18 protein-coding genes, 2 pseudogenes and 1 riboswitch are annotated in these 23,378 nt (G+C 47.8%); of the genes and pseudogenes, 6 read left to right on the forward strand and 14 right to left on the reverse strand.

The features are described from left to right. Positions 1-89: 89 nt before the first annotated feature. Complete coding sequence (locus ABXR35_RS10735) at positions 90-2,705, reverse strand: beta-mannosidase (RefSeq protein ID WP_367059373.1); 2,616 nt, start codon at positions 2,703-2,705, stop codon at positions 90-92. Between the two features lie 372 nt (positions 2,706-3,077). On the opposite strand from ABXR35_RS10735, the gene ABXR35_RS10740 reads away from it, so the two are divergent. From ABXR35_RS10740 to ABXR35_RS10755, 4 genes are all read left to right on the forward strand, one after another. Beyond that, on the forward strand, positions 3,078-4,028 hold the full coding sequence (locus ABXR35_RS10740) for an iron-hydroxamate ABC transporter substrate-binding protein (RefSeq protein WP_367059375.1): 951 nt from the start codon (positions 3,078-3,080) through the stop codon (positions 4,026-4,028). 78 nt (positions 4,029-4,106) lie between these two features. Beyond that, a complete protein-coding gene (locus ABXR35_RS10745; protein WP_367059378.1) occupies positions 4,107-5,123 on the forward strand; it encodes a FecCD family ABC transporter permease in 1,017 nt (338 codons plus the stop codon). Continuing rightward, on the forward strand, positions 5,120-6,130 hold the full coding sequence (locus ABXR35_RS10750; protein ID WP_367059380.1) for a FecCD family ABC transporter permease: 1,011 nt from the start codon (positions 5,120-5,122) through the stop codon (positions 6,128-6,130). The genes ABXR35_RS10745 and ABXR35_RS10750 overlap by 4 nt, the downstream gene beginning before the upstream one ends. A gap of 284 nt (positions 6,131-6,414) precedes the next feature. Beyond that, on the forward strand, positions 6,415-7,314 hold the full coding sequence (locus tag ABXR35_RS10755; protein ID WP_367059383.1) for an AraC family transcriptional regulator: 900 nt from the start codon (positions 6,415-6,417) through the stop codon (positions 7,312-7,314). Between the two features lie 160 nt (positions 7,315-7,474). Here ABXR35_RS10755 and scpB read toward each other — a convergent pair whose 3' ends face one another. The 7 genes and pseudogenes from scpB to ABXR35_RS10790 form a co-directional block, all read right to left on the reverse strand. Further along, complete coding sequence (scpB, locus tag ABXR35_RS10760) at positions 7,475-8,197, reverse strand: SMC-Scp complex subunit ScpB (RefSeq protein ID WP_367059385.1); 723 nt, start codon at positions 8,195-8,197, stop codon at positions 7,475-7,477. Beyond that, positions 8,166-8,957 carry a segregation and condensation protein A gene (locus ABXR35_RS10765; protein WP_367059388.1) on the reverse strand — a complete coding sequence of 264 codons (792 nt, stop codon included), beginning with the start codon at positions 8,955-8,957 and terminating at the stop codon, positions 8,166-8,168. Before ABXR35_RS10765 ends, scpB begins: the two co-directional genes overlap by 32 nt. A 205-nt stretch (positions 8,958-9,162) precedes the next feature. After that, entirely contained in the window at positions 9,163-9,633 is a 471-nt protein-coding gene (gene ribH, locus ABXR35_RS10770; protein ID WP_367059390.1) for a 6,7-dimethyl-8-ribityllumazine synthase, read from the reverse strand. A gap of 83 nt (positions 9,634-9,716) precedes the next feature. Continuing rightward, positions 9,717-10,331, reverse strand: a pseudogene (ribB, locus tag ABXR35_RS10775) (3,4-dihydroxy-2-butanone-4-phosphate synthase); the annotation flags it as partial. Positions 10,332-10,393: 62 nt separating this feature from the next. Then, complete coding sequence (gene ribE / locus ABXR35_RS10780) at positions 10,394-11,065, reverse strand: riboflavin synthase (protein WP_367059393.1); 672 nt, start codon at positions 11,063-11,065, stop codon at positions 10,394-10,396. A gap of 87 nt (positions 11,066-11,152) precedes the next feature. Continuing rightward, positions 11,153-12,253, reverse strand: a complete 1,101-nt coding sequence (gene ribD, locus ABXR35_RS10785; RefSeq protein WP_367059395.1) for a bifunctional diaminohydroxyphosphoribosylaminopyrimidine deaminase/5-amino-6-(5-phosphoribosylamino)uracil reductase RibD — start codon at positions 12,251-12,253, stop codon at positions 11,153-11,155. 433 nt (positions 12,254-12,686) lie between these two features. Next, positions 12,687-12,858: riboswitch (FMN riboswitch) on the reverse strand. Positions 12,859-12,959: 101 nt separating this feature from the next. Further along, positions 12,960-13,307 (reverse strand): winged helix-turn-helix transcriptional regulator, encoded by a 348-nt coding sequence (locus ABXR35_RS10790; RefSeq protein ID WP_367059398.1) that lies wholly within the window; start codon positions 13,305-13,307, stop codon positions 12,960-12,962. Between the two features lie 115 nt (positions 13,308-13,422). Between ABXR35_RS10790 and ABXR35_RS10795 the strand changes: the two are divergent. Both ABXR35_RS10795 and ABXR35_RS10800 read left to right on the forward strand, forming a co-directional pair. Beyond that, positions 13,423-14,441 (forward strand): annotated as a pseudogene (locus ABXR35_RS10795) (quinone oxidoreductase family protein). A gap of 604 nt (positions 14,442-15,045) precedes the next feature. After that, a complete protein-coding gene (locus ABXR35_RS10800; RefSeq protein ID WP_367059401.1) occupies positions 15,046-16,278 on the forward strand; it encodes a replication initiation protein in 1,233 nt (410 codons plus the stop codon). Positions 16,279-16,762: 484 nt separating this feature from the next. Here ABXR35_RS10800 and ABXR35_RS10805 read toward each other — a convergent pair whose 3' ends face one another. The 6 genes from ABXR35_RS10805 to ABXR35_RS10830 form a co-directional block, all read right to left on the reverse strand. Continuing rightward, positions 16,763-17,668, reverse strand: coding sequence for an EamA family transporter (locus tag ABXR35_RS10805; protein WP_367059404.1), 906 nt, complete (start codon positions 17,666-17,668; stop codon positions 16,763-16,765). A gap of 36 nt (positions 17,669-17,704) precedes the next feature. Beyond that, entirely contained in the window at positions 17,705-18,625 is a 921-nt protein-coding gene (locus ABXR35_RS10810; RefSeq protein ID WP_367059407.1) for a dihydrodipicolinate synthase family protein, read from the reverse strand. A 386-nt stretch (positions 18,626-19,011) separates the two neighbouring features. Next, the gene (locus tag ABXR35_RS10815) at positions 19,012-19,449 is read right to left on the reverse strand and encodes a hypothetical protein (protein WP_367059410.1); all 438 of its coding nucleotides are present in this window, start codon (positions 19,447-19,449) and stop codon (positions 19,012-19,014) included. A 92-nt stretch (positions 19,450-19,541) separates the two neighbouring features. Continuing rightward, the gene (locus ABXR35_RS10820; RefSeq protein WP_367059413.1) at positions 19,542-20,624 is read right to left on the reverse strand and encodes an NAD(P)H-dependent flavin oxidoreductase; all 1,083 of its coding nucleotides are present in this window, start codon (positions 20,622-20,624) and stop codon (positions 19,542-19,544) included. A 143-nt stretch (positions 20,625-20,767) separates the two neighbouring features. Beyond that, entirely contained in the window at positions 20,768-22,375 is a 1,608-nt protein-coding gene (locus tag ABXR35_RS10825) for an amidohydrolase (RefSeq protein WP_367059416.1), read from the reverse strand. 111 nt (positions 22,376-22,486) lie between these two features. Beyond that, on the reverse strand, positions 22,487-23,347 hold the full coding sequence (locus ABXR35_RS10830) for a DMT family transporter (protein ID WP_367059419.1): 861 nt from the start codon (positions 23,345-23,347) through the stop codon (positions 22,487-22,489). Positions 23,348-23,378: the final 31 nt, after the last annotated feature.

Below are 23,378 nucleotides of genomic sequence, written 5' to 3' on the forward strand. Positions count from 1 at the left end.
GACAAATAAATACAAATATAACATTGTATAAAAATATACATAAAATAAAAAGCGTATCACAATTAACTGTGTACGCTTTTTATTTTCATCTATGATCCAATGTTAATATAATCTGCCATCGACGTTACCTTCAATCCTTCTGCAGTTGTCGGCGTAAAGTAAGCAGCGCGTACACCGTATTCCGGTTGCTGTGCATCGCGGCGCGGTACAGCAGCCATATGGCGGAAGTAGACCGTATGCGTCTGTCCCGGAAGCAGGTCAAAGTAATTGTCGCTGAACTCGCCTGTGTTATCGGCGGACAACCATACCTGACGCGCCAGCTTGTCCGTGGTCAGCTTGATGACGCTAACGCCATGTTCGGTCGTCTCCGTTACGGTAATATTCGGCTGCTCCAGCACAATATCTTTTGCAGGAACGAAGTAGTTCAGCTTGCTGTCCACAATCTCACCTTCATGCTCCAATTCCACCAGCAATACTGCCTGCTTCGGATCAACACCATCCAGCAGATGATCACGGGACAGAGATAGCTGCTTCACGCAATCGCCACCTGCTAGATTCAGCGATTGTGGAATTTCCTTGTACAAACCGCCATCCAGCCCGAGTACTTTTACCCGCAGCGTCAGTGCTGCCGGAGACAGAATATCGGAAATGGTATATATGTCGAACTGCTCGCCGCTTGTACCATCGACCGATACGGCTAGATCGCGGAAGCTGCGTTTTGCGTAATAATGCAATGCTTTCCAGCGACCATAGTAGTCCATTCCTGCCCAAGAAGCGACTGGCCAGCAATCGTTCATTTGCCAGTATAGCGTTCCCATGCAATACGGCTTGTTGCGGCGATGTGCCTCAATTGCCATCTGCATCGCTTCCGCCTGCAAAATCTGGCTCATATAAAGGAAGGAAGGGAAATCCTTCGGCTGCGGCAAGTATTTGTCCATATATTCCTTGATTAGACGGTTGCCTGCGCCATTCTTCTGGTGACGGAGCATTACTTCCGATTCCAATTCCAAATCGGATTCCTCCGCATACGTCCGTACGGAACGATATTCCGGGAACGACTGGAAGCCGTATTCGCTCATAAAGCGACCGATGTGTACATTATAGTTCTCGAATGGCTCACTGCCATGCCATACGCCCCAATAGTGAATATCGCCGCTATCTGTTAACGAACGAGTATGTTGATGCTCATCCGCTGTCAGGTCAACTAGCGGTGAAGACGGCCAATATTCGGCACCCGGTGCTTCGGTTTGCACGACATCCGGCAGTAGTTCATGGAACACCGCTTCGTAATCTGCCCAGATCTGCTCACGCTGCTCGGTGGTATAATCCTTTTTCCAGCCCCAGCCGCCGTCCTCTACATAATGCGACCATGCGGAGTCAATCTCATTGTTGCCGCACCAGAGCGCGATGGACGGGTGATTGCGTAGACGACGTACATTGTCCTCCGCTTCCGCTTGTACGCTATCCAGAAACTCCTCATCACCCGGATACATACTGCAAGCGAACATAAAGTCCTGCCAAACGAGAATACCGTACTCGTCACACAGCTCATAAAATTCGTCATTTTCATAAATACCGCCGCCCCATACACGCAGCATATTCATATTAGCGTCTGCCGCTGAAACAATCTCATGCAGATAGCGCTGATAATCGACACGCGGGCTAAAGCTATCATTCGGGATATGGTTCGCCCCTTTGGCGAATACAGGTACACCGTTGACTTCAAAATAGAACGAGGTGCCCGGCAAGTCCTCGTGCTGCTCACGTACCAAACGAATGGAGCGGATACCCGTACGTACCTGTTGCGAAGACAGCGGCTGTTGACTAACAGGATCAGCTATAGTCGTTGTAAACGTATACAGATTCGCTTCACCCAACCCACGCGACCACCATAGACGCGGATTGTCCAGCGTAATCGGTAATTCGATAACATCGGTGCCTTCCTGTAAAGTCACCTTTTGCTCCCAATTTTCCTGATCCGTAGCGATATGTAGATTCGCTTCGCGCTCACGCTCCGAATACACCTGTACAATCGCAGTCAATTCCGCACTCTCCGCCGTCACCTGATCCTGACGGATATGAATACTTTCAATACGAACATCCGACCATGCTACCAGCTCTGCCTTACGCCAGATTCCGCTAGTAACAAAGCGCGGTCCCCAGTCCCAACCATAATGATACGGTGCTTTGCGTGCAAAGATACTGACCCGTTTATCGCCTAGCTCTCCAACATCGGATTGATCATTGCTCGCTGGCAGTGGGTAGCCGAGCGCTTCCAGCTTCGGCAGATCCTCATTGATCGGCGAACGAAATACGATACGCAGTGTATTCTCACCTGCTTTGGCATAGCCTTTCACTTCGGCACGCCATGTGCGGAACATATTGTCGGCTGACAACACATGCTGATCGTTCAAATACACATCCGCATATGTATCCAATCCATGAAAAACAAGCTCTACATGCGAATGCTGCAATACCGCTTCTTCGATGGAAACGGTAGATATGTATTCCCAATCCTTTTTATCGACCCACTGCACATCCTTCTCATTGGTACCGTAAAATGGATCTGGAATTTTGTTGTGTGCCAGCAGATCGGTATGTACCGTTCCAGGCACTTGAGCATCCAGCCATTCTTGCTCATCGGTTGCTTTGAATTTCCAGCTGGATAATGTCTGGTTGTAAGGTGTAGATTGCACATTGCTCATCAGTGTATCATCCTTTCAACATAAGGTTATGCCTTCACCTTACTACGTACATACCCAAGAAGCAAATCCATTTTAAGCGTGTTGTAAGCGTTATCTAGCGCTCTCTTATACCCAAGCGCCTGTAACAACGGAATCGGCAAACTATAATCGTCCACAGACACTTTTTTATCGTTTCAATATTCTACGATTTTCATGGTAAAACAAGCGGAAAATTGCCTTCTTTATCTCGGTTCTGTTGCCTGACAGGAATTCTTGTCGATGCAAATAGAAACAAAATTAGATATTGACAAATATGGCGACTCCACTTAAAGTTTTATTGTTATACATGATAATGATTATCAATTTCATTTTATAAAAAAGGGGATTTTCAGCATGAGAAAAACGTTATTACCTTTGATGATGGCACTGGTTCTGATCCTGGGCGCGTGCGGTAATCAACAGAGCAGCACAGCAACCAACGGCGCCGCTTCAACTGAAGAAAGCAGCAGCGCAAGCAGTGACAACGCATCAACGATTACATATCAGTCCGAAACTGGACCTGTACAAGTACCCGCCAATCCACAACGCGTCATTGCACTGGATGGCTCCGCTGGTTCCGTAATGCAATTTGGTGTACCGCTGGTCGGCGTCGATTCATGGACGATGGACAGCCCCGTTTTCAAACCGCATCTGAACGGTGTAACGGAAGTGTCCGCCGACAATCTGGAGAAAATCATTGAACTGAAGCCGGATCTGATCATTGCTAGCAATACCGTGAAAAATGCGGACAAGCTGAAGCAGATCGCTCCACTCGTTACATACACCTACAACAAAGTCGATTATCTGACTCAGGTTGAGGAGATTGCGAAAGCGATCAACAAAGCGGACGAAGGCAAAGCATGGGTAGAAGATTTCAAAACGCGAGCTTCCAAAGCTGGCGATGAAATCAAAGCCAAAATCGGTGCTGATGCTACGGTAACCGTTATGGAAGGTGATACCAAATCGCTGTACATATTCGGCGACGCATGGGGTCGTGGCACTGAGATCATTTATCAAGCAATGGGTCTCAAAATGCCAGAAAAAGTAAAAGAAATGACTGCTAAAGACGGTTATTATGCACTGTCGTTGGAAGTACTGCCGCAGTATCTGGGCGATTACGTATTCTACAGCAAAGCACAGGATGTGGATCTATCCTTCCAAAACACCGATACTTATAAAAACATTCCGGCTGTTAAAAACAAGCATGTTTATGAAGCCGATGCTCGTGGATTTTACTTCAATGATGCTGTAACACTGGATTACCAGTTGGACTTCATTAAGAAAGCGCTACTGGGCCAATCCTAATTGCACATAGTCAACAAAGAAAAGGAACGCCCTGCGTTCCTTTTTTTCTAAATAAAAACGTAAGGAATGGATAGGGTAATGAAAACTTCAACTTCCAAAAAGCATTTCCGCTATTTTCCACTTCAACTGGTACTCAGCTTGATTGCGTTTGCGATTATTTTCATCGTTGCTATGATGATCGGTGCCAAAAACATCTCTCTGATCGATGTACAAAATGCTATTTTCAATCCAGACATGAACAATGACGACATTTCCGTGATTCGCGAATTACGATTGCCGCGCGAGGTTGGCGGTGTACTGGTTGGTGCTGCGCTTGGTGTAGCTGGTGCGATCATGCAAGGTCTGACTCGCAATCCGCTTGCCGATCCCGGTCTGCTCGGATTGAGCGCTGGAGCAAGTGCAGCGTTGGTAACGGTACTAGCATTTGCGCCGGGTGTGGGTTATTTTGGCATTATGATCGCCTGTTTTGTCGGTGCGGCGGTTGGTGTCATGCTCGTATTCGGTATAGCGGCGATTCGTAAGCGCAATATGTCGCCTATGCGTATGGTGCTGGCAGGTGCAGCGGTGTCGGCACTGTTGACTGCGATTGCGGACGGTATCAGTCTACAATTTAAAATCACCAAAAGTGTATCCATGTGGACATCCGGCGGTCTGATCGGTACGACATGGAGCCAGATTCAAGCGATGACACCGGTTATTGTAATCTGCCTGATTGTGGCGATCATGTTGTCTCGTCAATTGACGATTCTCAGCCTGAGCGAAAGTACCGCTGTCGGTCTCGGTCTCAAAACAGCACAAATCAAAATGATTATGTTCATTCTGATTATCCTGCTGGCAGGTACAGCGGTCGCATTAGTCGGTAATCTGGCGTTTGTCGGCTTGATGATTCCCCACTTTGTTCGCATGTTCTCCGGTACTGATTACCGGACAATTTTGCCACTGTCTGCGATTCTTGGCGCTACCTTTATGGTATTTGCCGATACGATGGCGCGTATGATCAATGCACCGTACGAGACGCCGTTGGCTGCTATTATCGCCATCATCGGGCTCCCCTTCTTCTTACTTGTGGTACGTAAAGGGGTGCGTTCATTATGATCAAACAAGTTCAAACTGCAACATACCAACGATGGATTATGCTGTTTTTATTCGTCATCGTGGTGGTGACCTTTGCCATTGCGCTTGGGATCGGGGCTTCTGCTGTATCGTATGATCGGATCATTCCGACACTGCTTGGTCAGGGCAGCTTTGTTGAAAACTTCGTTATCTTTTCTGTTCGTCTGCCGCGTATGGTGATTACGTTGCTATCCGGTATGGCGCTGGCATTAGCGGGCGCGGTATTACAGGGCATTACACGTAATGAGCTGGCTGATCCGGGTATCATTGGGATCAATGCGGGAGCAGGCGTGGGTGTCAGTCTCTTTTTCCTGTTTGCTCCGCTGGATGTTGGCAGCTTTGTGTATATGCTGCCCCTGGTTGCATTTGCGTCGGCGATGCTGATCTCGATTCTGATCTATCTCTTCTCGTATAGTCGCCGAGATGGGATGCAGCCAATCAAGCTTATCATTACTGGTGTCGGCTTCTCCTTAGCGATGTCCGGTATTATGATCGTACTGATCTCGTCTGTGAGCCGGGAAAAAGTAGACTTTATCTCCCGCTGGCTGGCGGGCAATGTGTGGGGAACGGATTGGCCGTTTGTGCTGGCTCTGCTGCCGTGGCTCATTGTGCTGATTCCGTATATATTGTACAAATGTCGCACGCTGAATCTGTTGGCGCTTAATGAAGAGACGGCTGTCGGTGCAGGTGTGCATATTCAGCGCGACCGTATTGTGCTGATGCTGGCGGCTGTGGCACTTGCGGCTTCTGCGGTATCGGTTACTGGTGGAATTTCCTTCATTGGGCTGATGGCTCCGCATATCGCCCGTGCGCTCGTCGGCCCACGTCATCAGCTGTTCGTTCCCGTCAGCATTTTGATTGGCGGCTGGCTACTGCTGATCGCGGATACGATCGGTCACAACCTGTCCGACCCCGATGGGATTCCGGCAGGGATTGTAGTAGCTTTTATCGGAGCACCGTATTTCCTATATCTGTTGCTGAAAAAGTAGAGGACTACTCTGCTAAGCCACAGATTGTAGATAAATCATGATTTGCTTATGCAGAGATGATCAAGCAGAACATGAGCACGATACCCATATAAAAGAACCCATTCATCCTCAAATGGAATGGGTTCTTTTTTTAAGCTCTTTCGGATGTCTATGGAGTTTTTTTAGGTTAGATCTTCCTTTTCTATGCTCGTCAACTTGTCTAAGGGTAATCATAACAAAAATGGACAAGCCGCTCCCCTGCACCTTTGCTACAATACAGATACCGATCGGGAGGGACATAACGTATGGATCATATTGCCTGTATACAGCAAAGTATCGATTATATTGAAGATCATCTCAAAGAACCACTGAATGCGGAACAACTAGCAAGTCTGGCAGGCTTCTCACTGTATCACTTCTACAAAATCTTTCAAATGCAAACCGGATTATCCGTGATGGATTATATCCGTCGGCGGCGACTTGCTCATGCTGCCGCAGATATGGCACATCCGAAACCATTGCTGGAGATTGCACTGGACTATGGCTTTGAGACTCATGCAGGGTTTACCAAAGCCTTTGGCAAGGTGTACGGCATGTCGCCGGAGCGTTATCGCATCCATGCGACTGGTTATGTACCTGAACGAGTAGACTTGCAGAAGCTTGCCTATTATCAACTACATGGAGGCATGATGATGAGACCTACCTTTATAACCAAGCCTGAGATTCAGCTAGCGGGCTACGCGTTGGAAACGACTGCTAATGGACAAAATCTATCCGATATTCCTGCGTTTTGGGAACGTTATAATCAAGAAGATTGGGGGCATACGCTACATGATGTGGTGCAGCCCGTTCATCATGGTGAATACGGCGCTTGTATTATGAATGCGCCGCAGTCAGAGCAATTTACCTATGTGATCGGTGTCGAGGTTGCTCAGTTTGACGATGTACCGGAGGCATTGTATACGACTACGTTACCAGCAGCGACGTATGCTGTGTTCACTACACCACCTGCGCAGCGTCAGGATGGAGGATTTATCAAAGCGATTCAGGGGACGACCAAGTATATTTTTAACGAATGGTTTCCATCTTCGGGGTATATGTATGACGATGCTGCTGCTGATTTTGAACTGTATGATGAGCGCTGCTATGGAGATGAGAATCTGGTGATGGATATTTATATTCCTGTGCAGAAGAAAGCGGAATAGAAATCAGCAAACATAGGAATGACTATGTATTACATGATAGATAGACAGTTATGATGGGACATGTAGAATATAGTAGATCAAAATAAACAAGCAGGTGAACCGGATCATTTCCAGTCCACCTGCTTGTTTATAGTATTATCAATGGATTCCGTATCATCCGTTATGACTCTTTACGATGATCATCATCCGATTCGGAACGCCCGTCACTTTGATGCGGTGCTTGTGCTTCCATTTGATCCAGCACTTCCTCGGCTGCTTCGATCAATTCCTCGCCAAGCTCCTCCAGCTCGGAAATATCTTCGCCATAGGTCTGCTCTTCCAGACGGTTGAACAACAGTTGCGTTTCCTCTTCCAAATTCTCGTTATCTTCAAACTGTGACGCATCCGGCAATTCACGCAGACCGCTCAGTCCAAAATAATCCAAAAACGACTTGGTCGTTCCGTACAGTATCGGGCGTCCAATCGCTTCGGCGCGACCGACCTCCTGGATCAAGTCCTTATTCACCAGCGTATAGATCGCACGGTCCGTTTTGACTCCGCGGATTTCCTCAATTTCAACCCGTGTAATCGGCTGCCGATAGGCTACGATAGATAGCGTCTCCAGCGCCGCCTGTGATAGCGAGGAACGGTTTGGCGAATCTGCCAGCCGCTTGTAATATGCGGCATGTGCGGGCAATGTAGACAGCTGATAGCTGCCTGCAATATGCACAATCTGAATGCCACGGCGTGCCTTTTTCAGATCAGCTTGCAGCTCGTCGATCGCGATCTGCACAGTCTCGGTATTCTGTTCGGTTACTTCGGCAATCTGACGTACATTTAGCCCTTCCTCCCCCGACAGGAAGAGCATACCTTCAATAACTGCTTTCAACTTCTGGGACTTCATTACTGCTAACTTCTCCTCTCCACTCCATCACAATATCGTCAAACACCTGGCTCTGATAACACGAAATCTGCCGCATCTTCATCATTTCTAGTATCGCTAGAAAGGTAACCACCACTTCATGACGGATCATCTCCTCATGCAGCAGTTTGGAAAAGAGCAGATTTTCCCCTTGTGTCAGACTACGAAACCGGTCTGCCACCTCGCGTATCCGATCCTTGACGGAAATCTCGTCACGCTGAATTGTAGTAATGCGCTCGCGGCGTGTTGCCCGTCGCAATGCTTTTTGAAAAGCTTCTACCAGATCCAGCGTATGTAACCCCTCGACCGGATTGTAGTTCACTCTCGCTACAAACGGTGTCATATCCTCCGGTTCCTTGGTAAAAATCAGGCTCCGCTCTTCCTCGCGCTCCCGCAGATGACCGGCAATGCCTTTGTACTTGCGGTATTCTTCCAGCTTGCGTACCAGCTCCGCGCGCGGATCTAGATCATCTTCCTCATAATAATCAAAATCGTCGATCTCCATGACCGGAGGCTTCGGCAGCAGCAATTTGCTCTTGATTGACAGCAAGGTGGCTGCCATGACCAGAAATTCGCTGGTCACTTCAAGTTCAAGCTCTTTCATACTATGAAGATAATCCAGATATTGATCAGTGATCTCACTGATCGGGATATTCTGGATATCAATTTCCGATTCATCAATTAAGTGAAGCAGCAAGTCGAGCGGCCCTTCAAACGTGGCGAGTTTGTATAGTACAGTCACAGGCACACTCCTTTGATTCAATGTTGGACCTTGATTACGTATGAACTCAGCATGACGCATATAGGTCAGCGTATCACACAAACCTTATTTTATCCTTAATGTGAAGGCATGACTATACATATTCAGCAAAAAGAAGGCCAATCCTCTTTGGACGGCCTCTTTTTGTAAAGATTTGCGCATATGCGTAATGAATGTAACGTGTAGATTAATCCTCGAATTGACGCGACAGATTCGCCATCTCAATAGCAGCATTGGCAGAATCCCAGCCTTTGTTGCCAGCTTTGGTGCCTGCGCGTTCAATCGCTTGCTCAATATTCTCTGTAGTAACCAGACCGAAGATGACCGGTACACCGGTTTTCAAATTGATAGCAGAGACGCCTTTGGCAACCTCGTTGCACACGTAGTCGTAATGCGTCGTTGATCCACGGATCACCGTACCCAAGGTGATGACAGCATCGTATTTGCCGGATTGAGCCATTTTCTGAGCGATTAATGGAATCTCGAATGCGCCTGGTACCCAAGCCACATCAATATCTTCCTGCGCCGTACCGTGGCGTTGCAGCGCATCCAGTGCACCGCTCAGCAGCTTGTTCGTAATGAATTCGTTAAAACGTCCAACAACAATACCGAATTTCAGACCCTGAGAGACTAAGTGACCTTCAAAAATATTTGCCATGAATGATTTCCTCGCTTTGTATTGGATTTGTATAAGAATGGAATAAAGGATCGTTAGGCGTTATCTTGCCATGCTTCTGGATGATCCTGCATATACCGGATTAGCTCCTGAATACTGATTAACTTCAAATCATGCTTGAGGGCAATCTGCTTCAGCTGATCCAATCGCGCCATTGTACCGTCTTCATTCATGATCTCGCAGATCACGCCTGCTGGATATGCACCGCTCAGACGTGCCAGATCGACCGCCGCCTCGGTATGACCGGGACGCGATAACACCCCGCCTGCATTGGCAATGAGCGGGAACATATGCCCCGGGCGACGGAATTGCTCCGGCCCAGCTTCGGGATCGGTAATACCAATGGCAGTCATAGAGCGCTCATGCGCAGAAATGCCCGTCGTTGTACCGATGTGATCCACCGACACCGTAAATGCCGTGCCATGATAATCAGTATTCTGTGCAACCATCGGCTGCAATTGCAATTGTTCCGCACGCTCTGCTGTAATCGGCATGCAGACCAATCCGCGCCCTTCCGTAACCATAAAGTTAATCACTGCTGGTGTCGCACGTTCTGCCAATGCAATAAAATCGCCTTCGTTCTCGCGATCTTCATCATCCACAACAATAACGACTTTCCCCTGCTGCAAATCCTGTATTGCGTCCTCAATCCGGTGAAGGCCGGAAAGCTCTTGGGACATCTTCTCCGCCTCCTCTAGCTGTATCTTGATTGTTGGGTATTTTCATATATTTGTATCTTCATTTACCAATAGCCGTTTTGCTGTAAAAAGTCGGCGGTCAAACCGCCACCTGTGCCACCTGCTGCATCATTCGGTGTCGCTTCGCGATACCGCAGCATATGCTCCACATATTTGCCCAGCACGTCACATTCAATATTGACGGTATCGCCCGGCTTCCGATGACCGAGCACGGTTTCCTTGAGCGTATGCGGAATGATAGAAATGGTAAAGCTGCCGCTCTCCACACTCACGACCGTCAAGCTGATGCCATCGACAGTAATCGAGCCTTTCGGAATAATATAGCGGAACAGATCAGATTGCTGCGGCTTGATACGGAAAATAACCGCATTCTGATTATGCTCAATCTGTTCAATGCTCGCTGTACCATCGACATGTCCCTGCACAATATGCCCGCCAAAGCGACCATTCGCTGCCATCGCACGTTCCAAATTGATAGGGCTGCCAGTACGCGCATCCTTCAAGCTAGACAAGCGGTATGTCTCCGGCATAACATCGACCGTAAATAAGGAGCCAGCAATCGTGGTCACTGTCAGACACACACCGTTGCAGGCGACACTATCGCCGATCATCAGACCGGGCATGATATGCGATGCCTGAATACCAAGCACCATCGCTTCGCCGCGTCGGTCAATTTTTTTCAATATACCGATTTCTTCGATCAATCCGGTGAACATGTATTGTCACCTTCCTTCAATCAGGATAAATGAGCAGGATCGATATCATCCTCTACTTATACATAAACCAAACATTACATTGGAATCTTACTGATGATGATAACGAGCCAGACCGCTGATGCACACATTGTCATCCAGCGTTTCCACTTCCAGCTCCTCTAGCGTGACTGCCTGATTCATCGTTTCAAAGCCGTCAAAGGTAAAGGTGGATAGATTCCCACCGATCAGCTTCGGTGCGAAGAATAGTGTAATCCGGTCAACCAATCCGGCTTCCAGCATCGCGCCGTTCAACTGCCCGCCACCTTCCAGCAAAATCGACGAAATCTCCCATTCGCCCAACAGTTTCATAGCCTGCTTCAGATCGACATGGGGACCTTCGCCGCTGATGATCACGCGTACTCCCTTTTCTTCCAGCTGTGAGATACGCTCGGCACTCGCACTAGCTGTCGTTACAACAATCGTTGGCGCTACACTTGTATCCAACAGACGCGCGTTATCAGGAATACGCAGCGTGGAGTCGATAACGATCCGCACTGGATTCAAGCCCGGCACCTCTGTACGAGTCGTCAATTCGGGATCATCCGCCAATACTGTGCCGATGCCCACCATAATCCCCTGATGGCGATGACGCATTCCATGTACACGTTCGCGAGCAGCAGCATTGGAGATCCATTTGCTGTCACCAGTACGGGACGCCAGTCGACCATCCAGCGTACTTGCCGTCTTGAGTGTGACGAATGGCAATTGGGTCGTAATATACTTGTTAAATGTTTCGTTCAGACGCTCCGAACGTTTGGCAAGAACACCTGTCACTACCTCAATACCATGACTGCGCAAACGTTCAATTCCTGAGCCAGCGACCTGTGGATTAGGATCAACCGCTGCAACGACAACACGCTTGACCTTTTCCTTGATCAGTCGGTCGCTGCAAGGCGGCGTTTTGCCATAATGACTGCATGGCTCAAGCGTGACATACGCTGTTGCGCCTTCCGCTTCTGCTCCTGCCATATTGAGTGCATGCACTTCCGCATGTCCGGTGCCGCGCTTCAAGTGCGCACCCATGCCGACGATACGACCGTCTTTCACAACGACACAGCCGACAACTGGATTAATCTCCGTTTGCCCCTGCGCGCGTTCCGCCATATCCAGTGCAAGTGACATATAAAATTCATCGTTTAACAGATTCATCCTCAGGGCTCCTTCATCTTGTGCAAATGTGATGTGATCTGTTGCGAAAAAAACAGATCATGAGTATTATTCAGTTACCATTTATAACATAGTAACAAAAATATACCACATGAACAATCCAAAAAAATGCGAAAAGCCCCGCAGACCGGCATCGTTCCGGTACTACGGGGCATCATAAATAGACAGAAATATGGGTATCCATTATGCGCAAACGAGCCGCCTAAGAATGGAGCATACCCATTCATTTAGCAGTTGCTGATAGATCGTTTGGCATAAGCCTGCATAGCAAAGAGATCTACATAATATACAAAGATGCCATTCTATAAAGGATGCGGCAAAATAAGCCACTTCCAGTCGGCATTCCTGTCATCATGCTTCTCCAAATACGCATGACTCTCCATACAGACAGCGCCTGCAATATTATCAGACCTGTCCTGTTCCTCTCCCATCCAGACTATACTGTCGGCTCTGGATTCTCACCAGATCCACCGCCAAACACCATAAGATGCCTGCCGGGTCACGGACTTAGAGCTTACAGACTGCACATAGCAACCCTGTATCTCAACACCGCCGGTGGGGAATTTCGCCCCGCCCCGAGGATAAACGTTATTCAATTGATTCATTCACTTGCGAACCACAGACTGCCGTCTTCCATGCAGTGTGATGGTGAAATCATATCACCTGCGTACACGAAAATCAAGAAATCTTATACATCTTGTTGGAATTGCTCATTGCATAATTGCTGTGCTCCCCATTCCGACATCAACTCCAGAATGGGCGCAAGCGTCTCACCAACCGGTGTTAATGAATATTCGACACGGGGCGGAATCTCATTATATTGCTCTCGATGCACCAATCCATCTGCTTCCAGTTCTTTAAGTTGTCTGCTAAGTGTCCGATGGGCAATCGGCTTCAATTCATCCCATAATCGGTTGTACCGGATGACTTTCGATTTATATAGCTTGTACAAAATCACCCATTTCCATTTGCCCTCGATTTTCGAGATCGTATAGTAAATGGGGCAATTGCCAAATTTCACATCAAAGTCCATCATGATCCTCCTATTACTGACAAAAAGGTTAGTCTATAACCTTAATGTGCATACTTTTGCAATCCATATTTCTCTTTTATACTTTGAAATCTAACATTATCCTATCAGGAGGTTGAACATGAGAGCAATCCTACATGCAGGTGGAGCAGGTGTACAGCATCTGCACGATACAAAACAACCGGAGCAGTTTCCCAAGGCTGGTGAGGTGAAAATCCGACTAAAAGCAGCTGGACTGAATCATCGCGATTTATTTCTGATGAATGACCGAACCCTTCACGATGACCCGCTCATCCTCGGTTCAGATGGTGCAGGCGTGATCGAAGCCATCGGCGAAGGCGTGGTGAATCTAACGGTCGGTACGGAAGTTATCATCAATCCGTGTCTAGGTTGGGAAAAGGCGGATCAGGTTCCTTCGGTTCCCGATATACTCGGCGGTCCCACTTCGGGTACATTTGCCGAATTTGTCATTGTGCCTCAAGAAAATGTCGTTCGCAAGCCGACGTATCTGTCATGGGAAGAAGCGGGTGGATTGTCGCTCGCCGCGCTTACGGCTTATCGGGCATTGTTCACGAAAGGGCAGCTCATGCCAGAGCAGCATGTTCTGATTCCGGGCATTGGTGGTGGAGTGGCTACCTTTGCCGCACTGATGGCATCTGCAATCGGAGCACAGGTTACGGTCACATCTAGAAATGAAAGCAAACGCCAAAAAGCGCGACAATTGCCGATCACCCAAGTACTGGATAGTCATGCAGACTGGGCAAAACAGATCGGCAATGATTCCATCGATCTTATTCTCGATAGCATCGGGCAAGCGACGTTCCTGCAATATTTTGACGTGATCAAGCCCAATGGCAATATTGTTGTCTTCGGTGCGAGCTCTGGGATCAGCTTACGATTCCGATACGTTCGCTATTTTTCCCACAGGTGAATATTATGGGAACCTCGATGGGAAGTCATGAAGAATTTGCCGCTATGATTGCGCTGATGGAGCAGCATCACATTCATCCGATCATTGATAGCGTCTATCCGCTACACAAGATTGGTGCTGCCTTCGAACGAATGGAGCGCAGCGAGCAGCTGGGGAATATCGTGATACGGATCGACGAGAATGAAGATGCGTCGGTGCCTGAAAGCTGAAGTATGGAAGTCAAAGCACACAACAGCAGCATCGGCTATGATCAACCGCTGTCGATTGCTGTTTTGATACTTGCTGCTTTGAGACATTGAGGATGTTATCTATTCTTTACTTCATGTTATATGGACAAATATAGGGCGTATGCTGGATACACTACTCCCCTTTTCTCGATTTCAAAGGCTTATTCTGATCCTATGCCATAAACAATGACAAAAATAGGGCATGTTGTACAGGATCAACGGCTATGCCCTATTTTTGTCCATAGTGACCCTTAAAGTGTCCTCTTTCGCCCTACATATGTCCATCTATATCCTATTTCTGTCCATGTATACAACCTAATTTCGTCCACACTATATCCTAAAAACGACCATGCCTCACCCTAAAAATGTCATACTTTGCCCTAAATTCGTCCATGCAAACAACGAAAAAGCCTTGATCAGATTGACTTTATGCTGATCTAAAACAAGTAAATATTTTAAAACAGTAAAAACAAGAAATGTAAAACAGGAGTAAAACATCACAAAGCGATTGTTGTTGTCTTCACTCTATGTTTCTACTCATTTATACTATATAATGGGCTGTATTATCTGTTGTGGAGGAATTGATATGCGCGGCAACAACCTCGTTACGAAAGCAAACAACTTGATCGAGACACCATTGAAATTAGGGGTCGTTGAAATGCGGATTGTCATTGTGCTAATTAGTACCATTTCTCCGCATGATGATGAATTCAAGCCATATCGGTTCAAAATATCTGAATTTGCCAAGATGATCGGTGTGAAGAACAAAAACATCCATCAGCAAATCAAGGATTATACATATAGCCTAATGTCGCAGCCCTTTTATCTGCATGATAATTTGCAGGTGACATGGCTGGCATCTGCCGAATATTTTCCGGGTGAAGGTGTCGTGGAAGTGGAATTCTCGCCCAAGCTGCGACCGTATCTGCTGCAATTGAAGGAAAAGTTCACCACGTATCGGTTGATCGATATTATTAAGCTAAAAAGTGCCTATGCGATGCGTATCTACGAATTGCTCAAGCAATATGAGCGCATTGGTAGCCGGACATTTACCGTCCAGCGGCTCAAAGAACTGCTCGGCATCGAGGATCAATATCCCGTGTATGCCGATTTCAAAAAACGTGTACTGGTCAAGGCGCAGCAGGAGATCAACAAGCATACCGACATCTCCTTTTCATTTGAGGAAATGAAGACGGGACGCAAAATTACAGAGATCAAGTTTCTGCTTAGCAGCAAGTCCGCCGATGCCAAATCAAGTGTACTGTCCGATCCTGATAAGCCTGCCAGCACGCGCCATCATACGTCTTCCCGGTTGCGTCAGCAGCTCAAGGAGGAATTTGGTCTGCAAGCAAAGGCGATTGATCAGGTGCTATCGCAATACGACAAGCATTATATCGCTGAAAATCTGGATGTTGTGCGTGCCGATGCCAAACGCGGTCGAATCAAAGATATTCCCGCGTATACAATGTCTGCGCTCAAAACCGATTATCGCAAAAAGCGCTCTGGTCTGGAAGACGAGCAGATCGCTACCCAGCAAGCCAAGCAAATCGAAAGTGATCTGCTAGAATCGTATATTCAGCAGCTATCGCAGCAGGTTCGCGATCATATTGCGAATCTATCCGCTGCACAGATTCAGCATGAGCTGGAAGGGCTGAAGTACAGTGTGCGTACGCTGGGCATTGATATTGTAGATGATGAGGTCACCGATCCATTTAGCGAAAGTGGCAGTTATTTTATCCAGTATATTCAGAAAAAGTACTTTAAGGACTATACATTTGAGCTGTATTGCGAGCAACATGCAGATATGGATATTGTATAGTATGACTGTGAATAGACTCCCCCTATCCATACCTGTATATCCATTCTTGCCTACCAAGAGATATCGGTTTACCGTTTGATAGGGAATCATAAAAAGCCAGCGACCGTTAGAGGTGCTGGCTTTTCCGTATGGATGTATGAGCAGGCTGGATGAATAGGTGAACGGTTTGGATAATAAGTAGGTGGTTTTTTTAGATGGACAAAAATAGGGTCATATATGATAGGGTGCGATATTCTGCCTAGTGATTTGACATGAATCCGTTGAGTGGTCCCCTGCTTTACCTTTAGGGACAATTCCTCTTGTTCATTGACTCTGATTTGTACCGATATAGGAAGAAAATAGAGCGTAAACAAGGGAATATTCCCATGCCCTTGCTTAACTATGACAAAAATAGGGTGGTTTCTGTGAAGCAAGCCTAATCATTACCCTATTTTTGTCCACATTAACCCTATCATTGTCGTACATGTACATAATATTTACATAATCAAAACACCTTCATAATCACCACACCTAGCAGTGCCAGTAATACACCGTACACTTCCAGCGGGCGCCATGATTCTTTGAGATAGAAACGTGCGTATATCAGCACGACTACTACGCTGAGTGCCATAATCGCCGAAGCAACGCCAGTAATTCCACCGTCAAAGGCTGCCAGCTTCAGCATCATGGCGGTTACATTGATTAGAGCGATAAGCACGCCCAATCGTAGCATGCTGGAAAACGTCCAACTGTTGGTTTTCGGCTGCTTGGTACGTGTTGTGAAGTCGTCGGTTGAAGCAGAAGCTGGATGCCTTTCCCTCTGTCTCCATTTGCCATGTAGATAGGATAGGGTAAATAATACGCTACTAGTCATGAACATTATTGTCAGCGTTGGGATAATCGAAGCGCCCATGAATAGCGCCTGCTTGGAGGTCAGATCGGTGAGGCTGTACCATACAATCGCTAGCAATCCCCACTGCCAGCCCGTATACTGCCCCTGTTGCAGCTCCTTCGTATATCTCACAATGAACAGCGACCCTACTACGATAAGCAATCCAACCCATTGCATCCATGCAAGCTTCTCCTGCCATAGCCATGCCGCTGCCACCGTGACGAGTACGGGCGTTAAGCCTGAGAAAAAGCCGATCACCGAAGCTCTGCCTACCGCATAGCCTTTGTACAGACAGGTATTCGCGGTACAAGAGAATATTCCCATCACGATACCTAACAATGCCGCTTGATTCCAACCCGGCTGCATCCATATATCCACGCCAATCATCAAGATCGTACTGCCTATGTACACCATCGCAAAAAGCAAATGACGATCAATTTGGCGCTGCGACGACCATTGATACAATATGCTGCGCAGCCCGAAAAAGAAAGCCGCACCCAGCGCACAGGTAAACCACATTAGGCGCTCCTCCTTTTTCCACAGCTTGCAGTATGACTAGGTTGTTGAAAAAAAGGAATGGGTCTGCTCGTGGGTTTGCAGGTCTTGTACGATATGACGCAACTGTTGTTGTACATCACGGCTGACGGGCTGTAGCGGCAAGGGAAGCCCCGGCTCCGAGATCCAGCCTTGTATAACGGCTAGCGCGGTTACGACGCGCAGACTGCCATATTGCTGAAATAATGTCCAGAGCGGCTGCAAGGCATGTGACAGCTGGTGGGCTTCATCTGCCTTGCCCTGCTGCGCCAGAGACGTCATGGTTAGACTGATTTCTGGATATAGACCGCCCAGTACGGAGTACCATACGTCACAACTAGCAAGCAAACCTGTCACTGCGGCAGAATCGCCGCTGATGCCGAGCGTCACTTTGCTATCGATCATGCTGCGTAGTTGTTGTACACGTTCGCGCGCCGCCTGCTGCTCTGCGGGGATTACGGGAATTTTGATCGAATGGATATGTGGTAGTGCGGCAATGCGGGTATATAATTCGTCGGTAAATTGTACATGCGATGTACGCGGATTGTCGTATACACAGAGCGGTACAGACAGTGAAGCCGATACCTGTTCATACAGACCGAATACTTCCTCATCTGTTAACGGCTGATACGAGATTGGCGCGAGCAGCACCGCACTTGCTCCTGCTTGCTGGGCATCCTCTGCCAGACGCAATACATCTGCGGTGCGCAGTGCGCTAATGCTGGTCATAACCGGAATACCATTCGCCTGCTCCACCGCCAGCTGCAATACACGCTTCCGCTGCGCATGATCCAGATAAGCATAGTTGCCAGTAGAACCGAGCACACCGATCTGCTCCACTCCTGCCTGAACGAGACGGTGGATCAGCTGGACGAATTCATTTTCATGAATAGTGGATTCATTCATTGGTGTTAATGGAAAAGCACATAATCCTTTGAACATTATTGAAACGCCCTCTCTTCGATGAACTTGAAGCTGATGGTTATTATAGGGGGAATTAAGGGTTGTTTTAAGTGCCAATTTTGCGAAAATGGACTGTGCCAATTGGAATGTACAATTTTGATATGGTGTCGATTTTACAGTCTGATGTGAAAGATGGACAAAAATAGGGTGGTGGATGATAAGACTATGATCCCTAAAGCTATGTATGCTCAATTCTCTAGATTCTGTCTAGAAATTAGGCGCAGTATGACGATCTTGGAGCTATTATACATACAACTATGACAAAAATAGGGCATGAATCGTTGAAGCAACTGATTCATTACCCTATTTTTGTCCATATTAACCCTATCATTGTCCGATTAGGGCAATATGTTGAACGCAGACGATCAGGATGAATACGTATACCCTGCTGCTATCACTTCCACATAGCTATCATAGCCAATTAGCAAAAAGTGCTTAAGCTGCAATCGTTGCAGTGGATCATACAGCTTGCCTTTTTCTTTTATAACTGTAGAATCCACAACTTCGTACAAACGAGAATCGGCAGGAAATCCATGTTGTTTCCAAAAAGACATCGGTTCCTCTTCGGTAGACTCTCCATCGGATGCCCATTCATATGCACAGGTCTCAAAAAAATTCAACGTCGTGCATCTCAATTCGGCGACAGTCGTAAAATGAAATCGAAGCTCGCGATAATGATTACGTTGAGAGTCTTCTATACTTTGCCCATCTACCCGTACCTCTACACCACCTGCCTCGGTGTATGTCACTTCAAGATCGGTAGTGGAAATTTGAAAAGCAATCGATTCTGATTTTAGCTTCATGCTGATCTGTACTCCTTGTTGATGTAGCTAGACTTGGTAGAGTTTAGCGCAATATTCATAGCTAGAATATACGACATCTCGTAGAGAGATGATTAGAGTCGCCCTTTGATCTCATTCGCTTCATCAATGATCTGCTCTACAATTTCCTTGGCGGATAGATGGGACGAAAGCATTCTCGTGCCTTGACCTGCCCAGAGTGCCATATACTCGGAACGATGTTGTAGAGCGGCAGCATTGCGAATATCGCGTGTCAGCGTATTTTGAGTGGGAAAGGATAACGGCGACAGCCCACCTGCATTCCACTGCTGGATAAATGAATTCGATATGCCTCTAGCGGGTCGACCTGAAAACGAATTCGTCAGCACCGTGCTCTCCTCTGTGCTATTCAGCAACTCTTGCTGATAAGCTGGATGTGCTCCTGATTCCGTAGCTGTCAGAAAACGCGTCCCCATCTGGACTGCCTGTGCACCCAGTGCCAGTGCTGCAATCAACCCTCTAGCATCCATAATGCCGCCAGCGGCAATCACTGGAATATTCACATGATCAACAATCTGCGGAACCAACGCCATCGTTCCAATATTGGCACCCATCGGAGCGGAGGATACATCAAAGGTACCGCGATGTCCGCCAGCTTCACTTCCTTGTGCTACAATACCGTGACAACCACTTTGCTCTGCTTGTATGGCTTCATTGACGGTAGTAGCGGTGCCGATCACGCGGATACCTGCCGAGTGAATCTTATCCATATGCTGCTCGGACAACAAACCAAATGTAGTGCTGATCACGGGAACCTTTTGCTGGATTAAGATGTCCAATTGTTCTTCCATAAGTGCACGGGTACGGACCTGATCTTGCGTGGGACGTGTAATCTTCAGTTCATCCCGTGCAGCCTGCAATTGATCATTGACAGATTCAAATTGGGTATACTCATCTTCACCCACCTGGGCAAATATATTCACTGCAAAAGGAAGCGATGTTAAGGCTTTAATCTCCTGAATCGCCGTATGTAGCTGCGCTGGTTCCATGTAAGCAGCACCTAGCGTGCCTAGCCCGCCCGCATTGGATACAGCGGCGACAAGTGGTGCCATATTCGGAATGCCCGCCATGCCTGCGAGAATGATAGGATGACGAATGCCCAGCAGATGACAAAGAGAATGATGGTCTGATATAGTCATAATACATAGCCTCCTTGTATACGAGATATAGTAGTATACGTATCATAATCAGTCGTTGAAATCAAACGAATAGGCTCCCTTTCCATTGTCGAAGCCCCTGCTGCTTCGTATCATCAGGGGCTTCATTAGGAGCTTCACTATAGTCAAGAAGAAGTATAGGCAATCTCGCCATTTACAATGGTCATGCGCACGTTCGCGCTTAGCAATTGCTCAGCGTCTGTATAAATATCGCGATCCATGACCGTAAAATCGGCAGCTTTGCCGATTTCTATACTGCCGCGTGTCTGCTGCTCACTCACTGCGGCTGCACTACCGGAAGTAAACAAATGCACTGCTTCGGCGATGCTGAGACGCTCATCTGGCAAGTAACCAGATGCTGGTTCACTTTGATCAGGACGACGACGCGTAACCGCAGCGTGCATACCAAGCAGCGGATCAAGCGGCTCGATAGGAGCATCGCTACCACCTGCGCACACAACGCCTGCTTGCAGGAGCTTTTTCCAAGCATATAAATAGGACGTTCTCTCTGCTCCTACCCGATCCAATACCCACGGGAAATCGCTGGCAACAAAGCGCGGCTGAATATCGGCAATCAATGGCAATGCCGCCATTCGTTTCAGCAAATCCGCATCCAGTACCTGCGCATGGATGAAACGATCCGGTAAATGGCTGATTCCTTGTAGCGGATACCGCTCCATCGCTGTCAATGTCATATGAGCAGCGCCGTCACCAATCGCATGTACAGCAATCGGGAAACCGAGACTGCGGGCGCGAGCAGTTAATTCGTCCAGTACCTGCTGATTGTGAATCGCCATGCCAGAGGTAGAGGGATCATCGCTATACGGCTGTTGTAGCAGCGCTGTCCGTCCACCAATCGCACCGTCGGAGAAGATTTTGGCGGCACCGATGCGCAGCCACTCATCCCCATCGCCTGCACGTACATTGAGCGCTTCTGCTTCATCCAGATGCGTATAATACAGCAGCTGATGACTGCGGAAACGAAGCCCTTCCTCTCGCAGCTCCCGGTGAATACGCAACATAGTCTCGATGCTGCCGAGAAAGCGCAAATCTTCTGTATGCGCACCCGTCAGACCGAGACGCAGACCATCTTCGCAAGCACGGCGAATCGCTGCTTTTTTCGTCTCATAATCCGGTTCTGGCTGTACACGAGTAAAATATTGATTTGCTTCCTCATATACCCAACCATTCAGTTCACCCTGCTCATTACGTCCAAACGAACCAGACGCTGGATCAGGTGTATCGTGATGAACGCCTGCACGCTGAAATGCCGTACTGTTCGCCAGAAACGCATGGAAGCATGTCCGAGTTAAATAGATCGGATGTGCCGTTGTAATCTCATCCAATTCATCCCGTAGCGGCGGCACCGCTGGTTGAAAGGCATTTTCATTCCAATTCAAGCCTAGAATCCATTCTCCTGCTGGTGTCACCTGTACCCGTTCACGAATCAGCTGTAGCATCTGTTCCTTGGAGGTAACATTGGAAAAGTCCAGCATCGACAGCTTCATGCCGTGCATAGACAAGTGCATATGCGAATCGACCAACCCCGGCAGTACATGACCACCATCCCAATCCACCACCTTGTAATCGGTGCCGGATAATTGAAGCTGCAATTCAGCACGGCTTCCTATCGCACGGATGATGCCCTGCTCGTCGGCATATACCGCATCGTGACCAGCTGCGATACGTGTGGGCGCGGCAAATACGCCATGTATGTATAAGGTTCCACTCATATTCATTCTCCCCTATTCGCTGATGTGTAGGCATGTCTTGTGTCTCTATTTCATTATGCCATAGATACTCCCTGCTTGTCCGATAGGGATCACATCGGTTGGAGGATAGAATTAAGCAAAGCGCTTCGCCGCCATCACACAACCCACGACTGCTACATTTACAACGATTAGCATCATGCCGATATGCTCATGGATCAGCAGCGCAGCTAGAAGCAATCCGAAAAAAGGCTGCAATAACTGCAATTGCCCAACCGCCGCAATACCACCCTGCGCAAGCCCGCGATACCAGAAAACAAACCCGATTAGCATACTGAATAGCGATACATATCCTAGACTCAACCAAGCCGGATAACCAATATCATGCCAATTCGTAGGTCGCAGCCAGAAGGACAATACCAGCATGATCGGCAGCGATATAGTGAGCGCCCAGCAAATGACTTGCCAGTGTCCCAACTTGTTCGACAGCTTGGCTCCCTCTGCATAGCCAAGCCCGCATACGAGGATGGATAGCAGCATATATATATTCCCCATCCACGATCCATGTCCACCCTGCGCAAAAGCAAATCCGCCAACAAGCAAACTGCCTATGATCGAAAAGAACCAAAACCATTTATGCGGTCGTTCTCCACCGCGAATAACGGCAAAAATGGCAGTCGCCAGCGGTAGTAGTCCGACAAAAATAATCGCATGACTGGTAGTCATTTGTTGCAAAGCTAGTGCAGTCAGCAAGGGGAATCCAATCACTACGCCCAATGATACGACGATCAATGGCAGCAGGTCTTGCACCTGTGGTCGCTTCTGTCTATATCCGGTTAATAAAAGAATCGCCACGATTCCCGCAATAGCTGCTCGGCAAACAGTCAGGAATACAGGATTTAGATCTTCTACCGCCAGTCGTGTTGCTGGCAGGGAGCCGCTAAAGATCAGTACTCCTAGCATCCCATTGATCCAGCCTTTTTGAGTATGATTCATGTATATTGCTCCAGTCTGTTTATTTCATCGT

The organism is Paenibacillus sp. JQZ6Y-1 (assembly GCF_040719145.1).
Lineage (GTDB): Bacteria > Bacillota > Bacilli > Paenibacillales > Paenibacillaceae > Saccharibacillus > Saccharibacillus kandeliae.

Coding starts and splice junctions, on each gene's coding strand:
- ABXR35_RS10735 (WP_367059373.1), bottom strand. CDS start 2,705: ATGAGCAATGTGCAATCTACACCTTACAACCAGACATTATCCAGCTGG.
- ABXR35_RS10740 (WP_367059375.1), top strand. CDS start 3,078: ATGAGAAAAACGTTATTACCTTTGATGATGGCACTGGTTCTGATCCTG.
- ABXR35_RS10745 (WP_367059378.1), top strand. CDS start 4,107: ATGAAAACTTCAACTTCCAAAAAGCATTTCCGCTATTTTCCACTTCAA.
- ABXR35_RS10750 (WP_367059380.1), top strand. CDS start 5,120: ATGATCAAACAAGTTCAAACTGCAACATACCAACGATGGATTATGCTG.
- ABXR35_RS10755 (WP_367059383.1), top strand. CDS start 6,415: ATGGATCATATTGCCTGTATACAGCAAAGTATCGATTATATTGAAGAT.
- scpB (WP_367059385.1), bottom strand. CDS start 8,197: ATGAAGTCCCAGAAGTTGAAAGCAGTTATTGAAGGTATGCTCTTCCTG.
- ribH (WP_367059390.1), bottom strand. CDS start 9,633: ATGGCAAATATTTTTGAAGGTCACTTAGTCTCTCAGGGTCTGAAATTC.
- ribE (WP_367059393.1), bottom strand. CDS start 11,065: ATGTTCACCGGATTGATCGAAGAAATCGGTATATTGAAAAAAATTGAC.
- ribD (WP_367059395.1), bottom strand. CDS start 12,253: ATGAATCTGTTAAACGATGAATTTTATATGTCACTTGCACTGGATATG.
- ABXR35_RS10790 (WP_367059398.1), bottom strand. CDS start 13,307: ATGATGGACTTTGATGTGAAATTTGGCAATTGCCCCATTTACTATACG.
- ABXR35_RS10800 (WP_367059401.1), top strand. CDS start 15,046: ATGCGCGGCAACAACCTCGTTACGAAAGCAAACAACTTGATCGAGACA.
- ABXR35_RS10805 (WP_367059404.1), bottom strand. CDS start 17,668: ATGTGGTTTACCTGTGCGCTGGGTGCGGCTTTCTTTTTCGGGCTGCGC.
- ABXR35_RS10810 (WP_367059407.1), bottom strand. CDS start 18,625: ATGTTCAAAGGATTATGTGCTTTTCCATTAACACCAATGAATGAATCC.
- ABXR35_RS10815 (WP_367059410.1), bottom strand. CDS start 19,449: ATGAAGCTAAAATCAGAATCGATTGCTTTTCAAATTTCCACTACCGAT.
- ABXR35_RS10820 (WP_367059413.1), bottom strand. CDS start 20,624: ATGACTATATCAGACCATCATTCTCTTTGTCATCTGCTGGGCATTCGT.
- ABXR35_RS10825 (WP_367059416.1), bottom strand. CDS start 22,375: ATGAGTGGAACCTTATACATACATGGCGTATTTGCCGCGCCCACACGT.
- ABXR35_RS10830 (WP_367059419.1), bottom strand. CDS start 23,347: ATGAATCATACTCAAAAAGGCTGGATCAATGGGATGCTAGGAGTACTG.